Source organism: Janthinobacterium sp. PSPC3-1 (genome assembly GCF_049896105.1).
Lineage (GTDB): Bacteria > Pseudomonadota > Gammaproteobacteria > Burkholderiales > Burkholderiaceae_D > Janthinobacterium.
Genome location: NZ_JAFCTQ010000021.1, coordinates 50,643 through 65,009, shown reverse-complemented (window position 1 = coordinate 65,009; position 14,367 = coordinate 50,643). Strand labels below are relative to the sequence as shown.

At 65.1% G+C, this 14,367-nt stretch carries 11 protein-coding genes; 6 read left to right on the top strand and 5 right to left on the bottom strand.

Annotation, left to right across the window (positions count from 1 at the left end):
• Window positions 1–53: 53 nt before the first annotated feature.
• Window positions 54–1,187, top strand: coding sequence for a GNAT family N-acetyltransferase (locus tag ACP7B7_RS20420; protein ID WP_426077904.1), 1,134 nt, complete (start codon window positions 54–56; stop codon window positions 1,185–1,187).
• Window positions 1,188–1,368: 181 nt separating this feature from the next.
• A complete protein-coding gene (locus ACP7B7_RS20415) occupies window positions 1,369–2,220 on the top strand; it encodes an undecaprenyl-diphosphate phosphatase (RefSeq protein WP_426077882.1) in 852 nt (283 codons plus the stop codon).
• 70 nt (window positions 2,221–2,290) lie between these two features.
• Here the strand turns inward: ACP7B7_RS20415 and ppa are convergent, their stop codons facing one another.
• A complete protein-coding gene (gene ppa / locus ACP7B7_RS20410) occupies window positions 2,291–2,839 on the bottom strand; it encodes an inorganic diphosphatase (protein WP_308922195.1) in 549 nt (182 codons plus the stop codon).
• 179 nt (window positions 2,840–3,018) lie between these two features.
• Here ppa and ACP7B7_RS20405 point away from each other — a divergent pair, with 179 nt between their 5' ends.
• From ACP7B7_RS20405 to ACP7B7_RS20395, 3 genes are all read left to right on the top strand, one after another.
• Complete coding sequence (locus ACP7B7_RS20405; protein ID WP_426077881.1) at window positions 3,019–3,537, top strand: sigma-70 family RNA polymerase sigma factor; 519 nt, start codon at window positions 3,019–3,021, stop codon at window positions 3,535–3,537.
• A complete protein-coding gene (locus tag ACP7B7_RS20400; protein WP_426077880.1) occupies window positions 3,534–4,553 on the top strand; it encodes a FecR domain-containing protein in 1,020 nt (339 codons plus the stop codon). The genes ACP7B7_RS20405 and ACP7B7_RS20400 overlap by 4 nt, the downstream gene beginning before the upstream one ends.
• Before the next feature lie 151 nt (window positions 4,554–4,704).
• The gene (locus ACP7B7_RS20395; RefSeq protein WP_426077879.1) at window positions 4,705–7,086 is read left to right on the top strand and encodes a TonB-dependent siderophore receptor; all 2,382 of its coding nucleotides are present in this window, start codon (window positions 4,705–4,707) and stop codon (window positions 7,084–7,086) included.
• 59 nt (window positions 7,087–7,145) lie between these two features.
• Here the strand turns inward: ACP7B7_RS20395 and ACP7B7_RS20390 are convergent, their stop codons facing one another.
• The 4 genes from ACP7B7_RS20390 to hemC are packed head-to-tail and all read right to left on the bottom strand — an operon-like array spanning window position 7,146 to window position 11,292.
• The gene (locus tag ACP7B7_RS20390; protein ID WP_426077878.1) at window positions 7,146–8,342 is read right to left on the bottom strand and encodes a heme biosynthesis protein HemY; all 1,197 of its coding nucleotides are present in this window, start codon (window positions 8,340–8,342) and stop codon (window positions 7,146–7,148) included.
• 4 nt (window positions 8,343–8,346) lie between these two features.
• Window positions 8,347–9,507, bottom strand: coding sequence for a uroporphyrinogen-III C-methyltransferase (locus ACP7B7_RS20385; RefSeq protein WP_426077877.1), 1,161 nt, complete (start codon window positions 9,505–9,507; stop codon window positions 8,347–8,349).
• A complete protein-coding gene (locus ACP7B7_RS20380) occupies window positions 9,504–10,313 on the bottom strand; it encodes a uroporphyrinogen-III synthase (RefSeq protein WP_426077876.1) in 810 nt (269 codons plus the stop codon). Before ACP7B7_RS20380 ends, ACP7B7_RS20385 begins: the two co-directional genes overlap by 4 nt.
• On the bottom strand, window positions 10,306–11,292 hold the full coding sequence (hemC, locus tag ACP7B7_RS20375) for a hydroxymethylbilane synthase (RefSeq protein WP_426077903.1): 987 nt from the start codon (window positions 11,290–11,292) through the stop codon (window positions 10,306–10,308). Before hemC ends, ACP7B7_RS20380 begins: the two co-directional genes overlap by 8 nt.
• Window positions 11,293–11,534: 242 nt before the next feature.
• Between hemC and ppc the strand changes: the two genes are divergently transcribed.
• Complete coding sequence (gene ppc, locus ACP7B7_RS20370) at window positions 11,535–14,366, top strand: phosphoenolpyruvate carboxylase (RefSeq protein WP_426077875.1); 2,832 nt, start codon at window positions 11,535–11,537, stop codon at window positions 14,364–14,366.
• Window position 14,367 lies beyond the last annotated feature (1 nt).

Here is a 14,367-nt window from a genome sequence, read left to right as displayed (position 1 = left end):
GGGGTTGCAGGTCGATGCCGGCAACCCGAGAGTGATGAATGCAAACCACAACAATGAATTATCGCACGGCTATCGTCTCCACCCTGGCTGAAATTGGCGAGCCGGCATGGTCCGCGCTGCTGGCCTTGCAAGCCGAAGCCAATCCTTTCCTGTCCTATGCCTTTTTGCATGCGATGCATGAATCGGGCTGTGCAAGTGCCGACTCCGGCTGGCAGCCGCAGTTCCTGGCGCTGTGGCAAGGTGACACGCTGGCCGCCGCCCTGCCCCTGTATGTCAAGCTGCATTCCTACGGTGAGTATGTGTTCGACTGGGCCTGGGCCGACGCCTATCAGCAACACGGCCTGGAATACTATCCGAAACTGCTGTCGGCCATTCCATTTACGCCCGTCAGCGGCAGCCGCTTGCTGGCTCGCGACGGCGAGGCGCGCGCGGCCCTGCTGGCCTTCCTGCAGGCGCAGCAGCAGGCCAGCCAGGTGTCGTCCACGCATATCCTGTTTCCGCCGGAGACCGAGGCGCGCCAGCTCGAAGAGGCCGGCTTTCTGCTGCGCAGCGGCGTGCAGTTTCACTGGCTGAACCCGGGCTATGCCGATTTCGAGCAATTCCTGGCCACCCTGGAACACAAGAAACGCAAGAATATCCGCGCCGAACGGCGCAAGGTGGCAGAGGCCGGCGTGACCATGCGCCAGGTGCGCGGTACCGACGTCACGCCGGCGCTGTGGCAATTCTTTCACCGCTGCTACAGCAATACCTATGCCGAACACCGCTCCTCGCCCTATCTGAACCTGGAATTCTTCGAGCGCATCGGCGCCAGCATGCCCGACAATATATTGCTGGTGGTGGCCGAACGCGAGGGCCGGGCGATTGCCGCCTCGCTGGTGATCCACACACACGATACTTTATATGGCCGCTACTGGGGCGCGCTCGAGCACGTGCCCTGCCTGCATTTCGAGACGGCGTATTATCAGCCGCTGGAGTTCTGCATCGCGCAGGGCATCGCCACCTTCGAAGGCGGCGCCCAGGGCGAACACAAGATGGCGCGCGGCTTCCTGCCGCAAAAGACCTGGTCGGCCCACTGGCTTGCCCACCCGTCGTTCGCCGACGCGGTGCAGCGCTTCCTGGAGCGCGAGCGGGGCGGCATCGACGCCTATCTGGACGAATTGAACGAGCACAGCCCGTTCCGGGAATAAAACTGCCTGTTTTATAAGTAATACGGCTGTGGTAAGCTGGAAAAAGTCACGCCTGCAACAGACGTGCACTGTCCGCCCTGCCGGTCCTTGCTGGCCGCTCCGCTCAACTTTCTTTTTGGTGAATGCAATTGCAAGTATTTAATTTGACCGGCCGCCGCAACGCGCGCCGTGGAGTGTCCGCATGAGCGGCGTGATCGGCTGGTGGGAAGCCGCCCTGCTGGGCCTGATCCAGGGCCTGACCGAGTTCCTGCCTGTTTCCTCCAGCGCCCATCTGCGCATTATCGGCCCGTTCTTGCCGTCCGGCGCCGACCCCGGCGCGGCGTTTACCGCGATTACCCAGATCGGCACCGAACTGGCCGTGCTGATTTACTTCCGCAAGGATATCCTGCGCATCGCCCTGGCCTGGTTTGCCGCCCTGCCCGGCAGCGGCGCGAGTGCGGCAGCGAAAAGCAATCCCGACGTGCGCCTGGGCTGGCTGGTGATCATCGGCTCGCTGCCGATCGCCATCCTGGGACTGGCCTTCCAGCATGCCATCGAAACCTATCTGCGCAACCTCTACCTGACGGCCATCATGCTGATCGTCTTCGGCCTGATACTGGGCGCGGCCGACCGCTACGGCCGCCATGAACTGCCGCTGTCGCGCATGCGCTGGCGCGACGGCATCATCTTCGGCTTTGCGCAGGCGATGGCGCTGATTCCCGGCGTATCGCGCTCGGGCGGCACCATCACGGCCGGCCTGATGATGGGCTACACGCGCGAAGCGGCGGCCCGCTATTCCTTTTTGCTGGCGATTCCGGCCGTGCTGGCATCGGGCTTCTACCAGCTGTACAAAAGCTGGGGCGTGGCCGGCCCGGTCGCGCCCGGCCCGACCCTGCTGGCCACCGTGATTGCCTTCTTTATCGGCTATGGCGTGATCGTGGTGTTCCTGCGCATCGTCAGCAGCCGCGGCTACTGGCCATTCGTGGCCTACCGCATCGTGCTGGGCGTGTTTGTGCTGGCATTGCTGCAAATGGGCGTGATCGCCGCCCACTGATCGCCTTGCGCCAATAAAAATGCCCCCGTGCCAGAGCTGGCACGGGGGCTTTTTTATGGCACGGCGACGATTACGAAGCGCTGTCTTCCGCGTCTTTCTTGTAAGCGGCAACGCCGTTCAGGATTTCAGCGCGGGCTTCGTCGGCGCCGTACCAGCCGTCGATCTTGACCCATTTGCCTTTTTCCAGGTCTTTGTAGTGCTCGAAGAAATGCTGGATCTGGCGCAGGCGCAGTTCGTTCAGGTCTTCCGGCTTCTGCCAGTGGCTGTAGATCGACAGGACCTTGTCGACTGGCACGGCCAGCACTTTGGCGTCTTCGCCCGACTCGTCGGTCATCTTCAGCACGCCGATAGGACGGCAGCGCACGACCACGCCAGGGAACAGCGGGAACGGGGTGATGACCAGCACGTCGACCGGATCGCCGTCCGGCGACAGGGTGTTCGGCACATAGCCGTAGTTGCACGGGTAGTGCATCGCGGTGCCCATGAAACGGTCGACGAAAATCGCGCCCGATTCCTTGTCCACTTCATATTTGATCGGATCGGCGTTCATCGGGATTTCGATGATCACGTTGAAGTCGTTCGGCAAATCGCGGCCCGAAGGCACTTTATTCAAGCTCATGGGGGTTTCCTCGTGTGTGCTGACAGTGTTTTAACCGCGCAATTATAGCGAAGTACACGCTCCTTGTGCGATGCAGCAGCCCAGATGTGGCTATTTTGTCAAGCGACTTTGCAACAGTGGCGCCGATGGCCCGGCAATGCTATGATTTGTAAATGAGAACCATTATTATTTAATGCGCCGTGTCTTCCGCCCCTCTCCTTTCCGCCCCCGACGTCAGCGCCCTGTACAGCGACCATCACGGCTGGCTGCAGGGCTGGCTGCGCCGCAAGATGGGCAATGCCTGTGACGCCGCCGACCTGGCGCACGACACGTTCCTGCGCGTGCTGGCGCGCCGCGACATGCCCAGGCTGCTGGCGCCGCGCGCCTACCTGGGCGCCATCGCGCGCGGCCTGGTGGCCGACTTCTTCCGCCACAAGGATATCGAGCGCGCTTATCTCGACGCCCTGGCCGCCTTGCCGGAAGCGCATGCGCCGTCGCCGGAAACGCGCGCCATCGTGCTCGAGGCGCTGGTCGCCATCGACACCATGCTCGATGGCCTGAAGCCGGCCGTGCGGCAAGCATTCCTGCTGTCGCAGCTCGACGGCCTGACCTACGAGCAGATCGCGCAGCAATTGGGTGTAACCAAACGCACGGTCAGCAACTACATGTGCACGGCCATCGAGCACTGCGTCGAACACTGCGACCCGCTGGCGCCATGAGTGAGCCGAGTGAGCTGATGACGGCGCCGCCGCGCGATGACGCGGCCGTGCGCAAGGAAGCCGTGGCCTGGTATGCGCGCCTGTGTTCGGGTAGCGCGGGCGACGCCGAGCGCAAGGCATGGCTGCGCTGGCATGCGGCGCACCCGGATCACCAGCGCGCCTGGCAGCGCATCGAGGCGATGCGCGCCACCTTGCAGCAGGCGCCGGCCGGCATCGCTTCACCGGTGCTGCGCGCCAGGTTCGCTTCCGGCGGCCAGGCACGCCGGCAAGTGCTGCGCAGCGTGCTGCTGCTGGCAGGCACCGGCACCGTCGGCTATCTGTCCTGGCAGACGGCGCAGCAGCATGGCCTGGTCCAGCCCTTGCTAGCCGATTACAGCACCGCCATCGGGCACCAAAGGCGGGTGCAACTGCCCGATGGCTCGCTGCTGATCATGAATACCGGCAGCGCGGTCGATGTGCGCTTCGATGCCCACACGCGGCGCGTGCGGCTGCTGGCCGGCGAAATCCTGGTCGAGACGGCCCGCCACCGGCAGGCTCCCGCCGCGCCAGTCGACATGCGCCCCTTCATCATCGAGACCAGGCACGGAGCGGCGCGCGCGCTGGGCACGCGCTTCACCGTGCGCCAGCTCGGCGAACACACGCAAGTGGCTGTGCTGGACGACGCCGTCGAACTGCACGCCTCGCAGTTGCCAGGCAAGACCGTGATCCTGCGCGCCGGACAGCAGGCGCGCCTGATGGCCGGCGCCATCGAGGCGCCGGAACAGGCCGACGAGAGCGCCGGCCTGTGGCATACCGGCAATCTGCTGGTCAACGACCGCAGCCTGGGCGAGGTGGTGGCCGAACTGGCCCGCTACCGCCGTGGCCGCCTGGTATGCGACGCCAGGGTCGCGCAGCTGCGCATCTCCGGCGTGTTTCCGCTGGCGGACACCGACCGCGCGCTGCTGTTGCTGGTGCAATCGTTCCCGCTGCGCCTGCGCAGCGTGACGCGCTATTGGGTGACCCTGGAAGCGGCCTGAAAAAAAATTCAGAAAAATTTTCATCTTTTTGTGTTTCGCACGGCCTGCAAGACAGAAGCAACACCAACCACCTGTCTATCATCTCACTGGGCCCATCATGCTTGATCACCGCTGCACGCTACTTCCCCTCGCCATCGCCACCCGCGGCGCGATGCTAACCATGACCATGGCGCTGTCGCTGCCGGCCGTCGCCATCGCCGCCCCGGCCGCCGCCACGGCGAAACCCTACCAGATCGCCGCCGGCCCGCTGGTCTCGGCCCTGAACCTGTTCGCCGCCTCGGCCGGCGTGGCATTGACGTATGACCCGGCGCTGGCCAGCGGGCGCACCTCGCCCGGCCTGCAGGGCACGCATACGCCGGGCTCCGGCTTTGCCGCACTGCTGGCCGGCAGCGGCCTGGAAGTGGTCGACCAGGGCAATGGCGGCTATACCTTGCGCAAAACGGCGGGCGGCGAACAGACCCTGGCGCCCGTCAGCGTCACGGCCCGCGCCGAGGCGGCCAATGTCACCGAAAACAGCGGCAGCTACACCACCCCCGTGATGGGCACGGCCACCCGCATGGCCCTGTCGATGCGCGAGACGCCGCAGTCGGTCAGCATCGTCACGCGCCAGCAGATGGACGACCAGGCCCTGAACAGCGTGCCCGACATCCTGGAAAAAGTCGTCGGCGTGACCGTCGGGCGCAACGACAGCGAACGCGCCACCTTTTATGCGCGCGGCTACACCATCGAAAACTTCCAGTTCGACGGCATGCCCAATACCCTCGACAGCTCGAACCAGTACACCACCGCGATTGGCGACAGCGCCGTCTACGACCGGGTCGAAGTGGTGAAAGGCGCGACCGGCCTGCTGACCGGCGCCGGCAATCCGTCGGCCACCATCAACCTGGTGCGCAAGCGCCCGACCCGTGAATTTGCCGCGTCGGTGAATGGCAGCCTCGGTTCGTGGAACAAATACCGCGGCGTGGCCGATGTCTCCGGGTCCCTGAACGCCAGCGGCAGCGTGCGTGGCCGCGTGGTGGCCGCCGCGCAAAATGCCGACTCGTATATCGACTATTACAAGCGCGACACGCGCAGCCTGTACGCCATCGTCGAAGCCGACCTGGGGCCGCGCACCACCTTGAGTCTGGGCGTCGATTACATGCAGAGCCGCGCCGACGGCGCCACCTTCGGCCATTTGCCGCTGTTCTACAGCGACGGCTCGCAGACGCATTTTCGCCGCTCGCTGAACCCGGCCGCGCGCTGGTCGTACTGGGACAACGACAGCACCAACACCTTCGCCACCGTCAAGCACGCGTTCGACAACGGCTGGAAGCTGGACGCCGCCGCCAGCCATCTGAAGCAGTCGAAAGACGTGCTGTACGGCTCGGCCTACAATGGCTACATGAACCAGCAAACCGGCGCCGGCATCCGCCTGCTCGGTGGGCCGCTGCCGACCCAGGCGAGCACCGACAGCGCCAACCTGGCCGCCACCGGCCCCTTCACCCTGTTCGGCCGCCAGCATGAGCTGATGCTGGGCGCCGGCTATTCGCGCCAGAACAAGGATGCCCAGATGTACACCAGCAGCCTGGTGACGGTGCCCGACTACCGGCTGTGGGATGGCAACCTGGTGCTGCCGACGCAGACAAAACGCGCCGACCGCGACACCACCATCACCGAAAAAGGCGTGTCGGGGGCCGTGCGCCTGCGCCCGCTTGACGATCTGTCGGTAATCCTCGGCGCGCGCGCCAGCTGGTACAAACTGTACGACTACCAGGTGTCGGTGGCCGGCGTGAAAACCGTGTCGGACAACCTCGATGAAAGCGCGAAAGTGGTGCCGTATGCGGGCGTGGTGTATGACCTCAACAATACCTGGTCGCTGTATGCCAGCTACACCGACATCTTCAAGCCGCAGACCTATTACAAGGACGCCAGTGACAGCTCGCTCGATCCGTTGACGGGCAAGAGCATGGAAGCGGGCGTGAAGGGCGAATGGCTCGATGGCAAAATCAACGCCAGCGCGGCCGTGTTCAAGATCGAACAAAACAATGCGCCGCAATACCAGGGCATCCACAGCGTGACGGGCGGCGAAATCTACCGGCCGATTGCCGGCGTCACCAGCAAGGGCGTGGAACTGGAAATGTCGGGCCAGGTCACGCCGGCATGGAACCTGGCCGGCGGCTATACCTTCCGCACCTCGCATATTCCGCCGCAGCCCAACCTGATCCTCAGCGCGGTCAACACCAACCAGCCCAAGCATCTTTTCAAGCTGAGCACCGCCTGGACCCTGCCTGCCGGCTGGACCGTCGGCGGCTCCATGACCTGGCAAAGCGAGACGTACTACCAGCTGTCAACGGCCGCCCGCTGGCGCGCCACCCAGCCCAGCTACGCGGTGGTGGGCCTGATGGCGCGCTACCAGGTGGGCCCGCGCCTGTCGCTGGCGCTGAACGTCAACAACGTGCTCGACAAAACGTATATGCCGGGCATGGGGTCGTATGGCACGGGCGTGTATGGCGATCCGCGCAATGCGCTGCTGACGGCCAATTTCAAGTTCTGATCCCTCGCGCCAGAGCAAAAAAACCCGTCGCAAGACGGGTTTTTTGTTGGCGGCCTGGCTTACAAAATCGTCGCCAGCGCGCACTGCCGGTAATGCGCCGCCGCCTGCTCCTGCTGCTGCAAGGCGTCGTGCATCTGCGCCAGTTTGAGGTGGGCGTCGCGCACCATGCGCGGGTCGCTGGCGTCGGACAGGGCCTGCTCCAGGTGGCGCTGGGCCTTGCCCCACAGTTTCTGTTTCAGGCACAGGGAACCTAAAGTGAGCGCCAGTTCGGCGTCCAGCGGACGCTGTTTCAGCCACTGTTCGCAATGCTCGATCTGCAGCAGCAGGGCCGGCGTGCCGGACGGCGCGGCCGCTTCGCGATAGACGCGCACGACGCGGTCGTCCCAGTCGGCGGCCAGCGACTCTTCGCACACCAGGCGCGCTTCATCGTGCAGGCCGCGCGCGTTCAGTGCGGTGGCGGCGCGGCAGGCGATATAGGGCTTGACCCTGTCGCTGGTCGGCACCGTCGACCAGACGCGCATCAGCGACTCGGCGTCATGCGTGCGGTCCGACAGCAGGTGTTCATACGCCAGTTCGCGCAGGCGCGACGACAGCGCCGGATGCAGCGCGCGGTGCTTGTCGAGCGAGCGCACCAGGCGCAGCACTTCGGGCCAGTTCTTCGCCTGCTGCTCGGCTTTCAAGGACCATTGCAGCGCGTGGATATGGCGCGTGCCGCTGGCGTTCAATTCGCGCACGGCGGCCAGCGCCGCTTCCGGCTGGTGGTCGTCGACCAGCAGTTCGGTGACCGTCATCAGGCGCGCGGTCTTCAGCGCCGCATCGCCTTCGACCCGGGCCAGCCAGCTGTCGCGGCGTTCGGCCTGGCGCATGCGGTGCGCGGCGCGCGCGCCGATCAAAGCGGCCAGGCCGGCGTTTTCTTCCAGTTCGGCGGCGCGCAGGGCGGCTTTTTCGGCGTGGCCGAAGCGGCCTTCGAACAGCGCCTTCAAGGCTTCGCGCAAGCCCTTGTTGCCGTCGCGTTCACGCTTGCGGCGGCGGTAAGCGGCCACTTCGGCCGGCATGCGCACGGTGGCGCGCAAAGCCCTCAGCAGGAAGTACAGCACCGCGAACAGGGTCACCTGCAGCAGCACGAAGAAGTTCAGCGACAGGTCGATCCGGTAAGGCGGGTAGAACAGCACCACGTTGCCGGGGTTGAAACGGGCCGTCACGGCGATACCGATCGCCGCGGCCATCAGGGCGAGTAACCAGAGAAATAGACGCATGGGCTCAGGACTTCGCTTTGTAGTTGCGCACAGCGGTCAGGCTGTCGGACAAGGTCGGCATTTCGATGGTCAGGTTGCTGGCCTGTACCTGGCGCAGCAAGCCTTGCGCCGTCTGCGTGGAACGCGCGCGCGTGTCAAAATACTTGGCCAGTCCATCCTGGGCGGCGATCAGGTCGTTCCTGAAGGCCGTCTCGTTGCGCGACAGCAGCGCCATGCGCGCGTTCAGCAGGCGCAGCTTGATGTTCTCGCGCAGGAAGTACGACTGCGTCGGCGACAGCATCAGCGCTTCCGGCGTATCGACGCGGCGGATGCGGATCAGCTGGCGCACGTCGTTCCACATGTCGCCGCTCCAGGTATCCCAGCCAGTGCGCACTTGCTGCAGCAGCGGTTCGGGCGCCGGCGGCCCCACCAGCTTGCCGGCCGCATTGCGTACCGCCACCGCCTTGCCCGGTTTTTCGGGCGCGGCCGGCAGCGCCGGCTTTTCGTCGGACAGCATCGGCAAGGCGTCGATCTGGGCGATCACGGCGTCCAGGCGCAGCGCCACGCCGGTCGAATCGACGCTCGGCAAGGCTTTCAGCTTTTCCATGTCGCGGCCGATGGCGCGGCGGATGGTGATGAATTGCGGCTTGTCCGAACGCGACAGGCTGCGGTCGGCGTTTTGCAGCGCGATCAGGGCGCCCGGCACGTTGCCGGCCAGTTGCAGCTGCTGGCTGGCGGTCGACAGCACTTGCTCGATTTCCGTCAGGGCCCATTCGTCGCGGTTCTTCGACAAATCGTTATACAGCTGCTCCAGCGCCAGTTGCTGGCTTTGCGTTTCGCTCTGGCGGTTTTCCAGCGCGCCCACCTTGATCTGCAGTTCTTTGTTGCTTTCCTGCACATTACGCGCGACCACGCCCGTTTCGGCGTTGCTGATGTCGCCCTTTTGCAGGCGCTTGGCCACTTCCTCGCGCAGGTTGCGGATCTGCTTGCTGCTCGACCAGCTTTGCGCCGCCAGCAGCACGGCCAGCACGATGACGGCGATGCTCATCGGCTTTTGCAGCTGCTCCAGCAGAGTCGGTGCGCGGCCATAGGGGACGCCGCCCGGTTGATCGGCCGCCTGCGGCGTCGTCAAGACGGCGCTGCCAGGCGTTGGAGTCGGTTCTGAGTGTGTAGGCATTTCGTTCATGGTCGTGATTGTAACGCGGCGAGCACGCCTGCGTCGCCAGATCCTGTCAAGGTCACATGGGCAAAGCCCAGCTCGGCCGCAGACTGTGCAATACGGGCATGCGGCACGATCAAATGCTGTTGTTTCATTTTTACAACAAACGCCGTTTCCTCCTCCGTTTCCCCGTCCATTTCAGTAAGCAGTGACAGCAAGCCGCGCAGCGCTTCCGAGCTGGTGATGATCCAGTCATGATTATGCTGCAACAGCTGTTCCAGGGTCGCCCGCAAGGCTGGCGTCAGCGGCGGCACGGCGCGCCGGTAGGCGGTGACGAAGTCGACCTGGGCGCCGGCCGCGCGCAAGCCGTCGGCCAGGAAATCGCGGCCGCCGTCGCCGCGCACGATCAGCACGCGCTTGCCGCGCAGGGCCGGCAAATCCAGCGCCAGCAGCAAGTGCTCGGAATCGCTGCGCGCATGCTCACCGGGGCTGGTGATGCTGGCGTTCGATGCGTTGACGCCATGCGCGGCCAGGGCCAGGCGGCTGCCCTCGCCTACCACCGCCAGCGCCACGCCGCCCGGCCAGGCGGGCAAGTGGGCGAACACGCAGTCGATGGCGTTCGGCGAGACAAAGGCGACCAGCGCATAATCATCGAGGCGCGCCAGCACACTTTTCAACTGTGCGCATTCTTCCTGCCCGTCGAGCGCACGGATTTCCAGCAGCGGCAGCAGTGCCACTTTCAACCCCAGCGCGGCGATGCTGGCGGCCAGCGGCCCGGCTTGTTGCGCCGGCCGCGTGATCACCACGCTGGCCGTGGCCGCAGGGTCAGGCATGCGGCGCCAGGCCTTCGTGCTGGTCGGGCGTCACCGCGCACGAGGCCAGGATGCCGGCGGCGTCCTGCGCGCGCAGCAGTTCGGCCACGGCCTCGCCCAGCTGCTCGGGTGCGCCAGCTTCGCCGCTGACGTCGGCGCTGGCCATGCGGGCGCCGTCCGGCGTGGCGACCATGGCGCGCAGGCGCATCTGGCCGCCATCGACGGTGGCAAACGCGGCCAGCGGAATCTGGCAGCTGCCGCCGAAGATCTTCGACACCTTGCGTTCGGCCGTGACGGCCTGCTCGGTCGCCTGGTGATTCAATGGCGCCAGCAAGGCGAACAGGTCGACGCCGTCCGTGCGTTCGCTCCTGATTTCGATCGCCATCGCGCCCTGGCCGGCGGCCGGCAGGCTGTATTCAGGGTCGAGCACGGCGCGGATGCGTTCTTCCAGGCCCAGGCGCTTCAGGCCGGCGGCGGCCAGGATAATGGCCGCGTAATCGCCGCGATCGAGCTTGCCCAGGCGCGTGTCGAGATTGCCGCGCAGCGGCAGGATGGTCAGATGCGGGTAGCGCGCGGCGATCAGCGACTGGCGGCGCAGGCTGCTGGTGCCGACCACGGCGCCGTGCGGCAGCGCATCCAGGCTGGCGTAGTCGTTCGATACAAAGGCGTCGCGCGGGTCTTCGCGTTCGAGGATGGCGGCCAGGCTGTAGCCTTCGGGCAGTTCCATCGGCACGTCCTTCAATGAATGCACGGCCAGGTCGGCGCGGCCTTCGTCCATCGCCACTTCCAGTTCCTTGACGAACAGGCCCTTGCCGCCTACCTTGGACAGCGCGCGGTCGAGGATCTGGTCGCCGCGCGTGGTCATGCCGAGGATTTCAACGCTACACTGCGGATACAGCGCGGCCAGGCGCGCGCGTACATGCTCGGCTTGCCACATGGCCAGCCGGCTTTCGCGCGAGGCGATCACCAGCTTGGCCGGGACAGATAATTCGGGGGACATTTCGGATGAGTTCAACACAAGTTCTTTCGCTGTCGTTGTTGTTTCGCCGCTGGCAATGCCACTCTTTTGTCGGGATCGCGCGCGGCGTCGCTATAATTATTGTTCCTTTGCCTACGCGGCAAAGCCAGTCACACGCCATGTTCAAGATCATAAATTTTATCATGCGCCCCCCTCCCCGCTGCGGCTGAACGCCCGGCGCAGTTGCCGTTTCTTTTCTTTTACACCTACTTTGGTACTTAAACATGCTTAATGAAGCCAGTGCAGCAGAAACAGACACCGCCTCCAGCCCGGACAAGGACGCGCCGCTGAAAGAAGATATCCGCCTGCTGGGCCGCCTGCTGGGCGACGTGCTGCGCGAACAGGAAGGCGACGCCGTCTTCAACGTGGTCGAGACCATCCGCCAGACCTCGGTGCGCTTTCGCCGCGAGGAAGACGCCGACGCCGCTTTGGCACTGGACACCATGCTCAAGCAGCTGACGCGCGAACAGACCAATTCCGTGGTGCGCGCGTTTTCCTATTTTTCGCACTTGGCCAATATCGCCGAAGACCAGCACCATATCCGCCGCCGCCGCGCCCATTTGCTGGCCGGCTCGCCCGCGCAAAAGGGCAGCGTGTCCTTTGCGCTGAAAAAGCTGCGCGCCGCCGGCGTGCCGCGCGCCACCGTCGACACGTTTTTCCAGGACGCCCTGATCGCCCCCGTACTGACGGCCCACCCGACCGAAGTGCAGCGCAAGAGCATCCTCGACGCCGAGCACGACATCGCGCGCCTGCTGGCCGAACGCGACACGCCGCAAACGCCCAAAGAGCGCCTGGCCAACATGCAGCTGCTGCGCTCGCGCGTGGCGACCCTGTGGCAAACGCGCATGCTGCGCTATTCCAAGCTGACGGTGGCCGACGAGATCGAAAACGCCCTGTCCTACTACCGCATCACCTTCCTGCGCGAACTGCCGGCCCTGTACGACGATATCGAGGACGATATCGCCGCCGAATATCCGCATCCTGACGGTACCGTCACGCCGATAGCCGCGGCCTACGTGCAGATGGGCAGCTGGATCGGCGGCGACCGCGACGGCAATCCGAACGTCAACGCCGGCACCATGCAGCATGCGCTGGCGCGCCACGCCACCACCATCCTCGATTTCTATCTCGACGAAGTGCACGCGCTGGGCGCCGAACTGTCGGTGTCGACCCTGATGGTGGGCGTGAGCACGCAACTGCAGGCGCTGGCCGAGCAGTCGCCGGACGCGTCGCCGCACCGCAGCGACGAGCCCTACCGGCGCGCCCTGATCGGCATCTATGCGCGCCTGGCCGCCACCGCGCGCGCCCTGGGCGCGACCAATATCCTGCGCAAGGAAGTGGGCGCGGCCGCAGCCTACCCCGACGCTGGCGCCTTTGTGGCCGACCTGCGCGTGATCATCGCCTCGCTGGAGGCGAACCACGGCGCCGCTTTGGCCCGCCCGCGCCTGGCCACGCTGGCGCGCGCGGCCGACATCTTCGGCTTCCACCTGGCGTCGCTCGACATGCGGCAAACCTCGGACGTGCACGAAAAAGTGCTGGCCGACCTGTTCGCCAAGAGCGGCGTGGAAAGCGATTACTGCGCCCTTGGCGAGGACGCCAGGGAAGCGCTGCTGCTCAGTGAACTGGCGCAGCCGCGCCTGCTGTATTCGCCCTTCATCACATACAACGAGGTGACCGATTCCGAACTGGCGATCCTGCGCGCGGCGCGCGATATCCGCGCCCGTTACGGCGCGCGGGCGATCCGCAACTACATCATTTCGCACACGGAAACCGTGTCCGACCTGCTGGAAGTGATGCTGCTGCAAAAGGAAACCGGGTTGCTGCGGATCGATGGCGACAGTGCCAGCGGCGAGCTGATGGTCATCCCGCTGTTCGAAACCATCCCCGACCTGCAGCGCGCGGCGGGCATCATGGGCCGCGCGATGGCGCTGCCGCTGGTCAAGCAGCTGATCGCCAGACAGGGGCAATTGCAGGAAGTCATGCTTGGTTACTCCGACTCGAACAAGGATGGCGGTTTCCTGACCTCGAACTGGGAGCTGTACAAGGCCGAACTGGCGCTGGTGGCCGACTTCCGGCAAGCCGGTGTCAAGCTGCGCCTGTTCCACGGCCGCGGCGGCACGGTGGGCCGTGGCGGCGGACCCAGCTACGAAGCCATCCTGGCCCAGCCGCCAGGCACCGTCAACGGCCAGATCCGGCTGACGGAACAGGGCGAGATCATCGCCTCGAAGTTTTCGAATGCGGAAATCGGCCGGCGCAACCTGGAACTGCTGGTGGCCGCCACCCTGGAAGCGAGCCTGGCGCCGCAGGCGGAAAACCCGCAGCACACGGCCCAGCTGGCGCACTTTGAAGGCGTGATGGCGGAATTGTCGAACCTGGCCTACAAGGCCTATCGCCACCTGGTCTATGAAACGCCGGGCTTTACGGAGTATTTCTTTGCCGCTACGCCGATCGCCGAAATCGCCGAACTGAACCTCGGTTCGCGGCCCGCTTCGCGCAAGGCCAACCAGCGCATCGAAGACCTGCGCGCGATACCCTGGGGCTTTTCCTGGGGCCAGTGCCGCCTGCTGCTGCCGGGCTGGTTCGGTTTCGGCAGCGCCATCGGCGCGTGGATCAACCAGGCGGAAGGTTTAAAAGACGAGCGTATCGCCACCCTGCGCACGATGTACGCCGAATGGCCCTTCTTTGCCACCCTGCTGTCGAACATGGACATGGTGCTGGCCAAGACCGACCTGGCGATCGCCTCGCGCTATGCGGAACTGGTGGCCGACCATGAATTGCGCGAACGCATCTACAAGCGCATCACGGAAGAGCATGGCAATACCTTGCAGTGCCTGGAGCTGATCACCGGCAACACGGAACGCCTGGCCGGCAATCCGCTGCTGGCGCGCTCGATCCAGAACCGTTTCGCCTACCTCGATCCGCTGAACCACCTGCAAGTGGAACTGATCAAGCGCCACCGCGCCCTGTCGACCGAAAACAAGGTCGACGAGCGCGTGCACCGCGGCATCCAGCTGTCGATCAACGGCGTGGCGGCGGGCTTGCGCAATACGGGCTAAG

Bases quoted from the DNA above. Each gene is read 5' to 3' on its own strand.
- ACP7B7_RS20420 (WP_426077904.1), top strand. From the start codon at position 54: ATGAATTATCGCACGGCTATCGTCTCCACCCTGGCTGAAATTGGCGAG.
- ACP7B7_RS20415 (WP_426077882.1), top strand. From the start codon at position 1,369: ATGAGCGGCGTGATCGGCTGGTGGGAAGCCGCCCTGCTGGGCCTGATC.
- ppa (WP_308922195.1), bottom strand. From the start codon at position 2,839: ATGAGCTTGAATAAAGTGCCTTCGGGCCGCGATTTGCCGAACGACTTC.
- ACP7B7_RS20400 (WP_426077880.1), top strand. From the start codon at position 3,534: ATGAGTGAGCCGAGTGAGCTGATGACGGCGCCGCCGCGCGATGACGCG.
- ACP7B7_RS20395 (WP_426077879.1), top strand. From the start codon at position 4,705: ATGCTAACCATGACCATGGCGCTGTCGCTGCCGGCCGTCGCCATCGCC.
- ACP7B7_RS20390 (WP_426077878.1), bottom strand. From the start codon at position 8,342: ATGCGTCTATTTCTCTGGTTACTCGCCCTGATGGCCGCGGCGATCGGT.
- ACP7B7_RS20385 (WP_426077877.1), bottom strand. From the start codon at position 9,507: ATGAACGAAATGCCTACACACTCAGAACCGACTCCAACGCCTGGCAGC.
- ACP7B7_RS20380 (WP_426077876.1), bottom strand. From the start codon at position 10,313: ATGCCTGACCCTGCGGCCACGGCCAGCGTGGTGATCACGCGGCCGGCG.
- hemC (WP_426077903.1), bottom strand. From the start codon at position 11,292: ATGTCCCCCGAATTATCTGTCCCGGCCAAGCTGGTGATCGCCTCGCGC.
- ppc (WP_426077875.1), top strand. From the start codon at position 11,535: ATGCTTAATGAAGCCAGTGCAGCAGAAACAGACACCGCCTCCAGCCCG.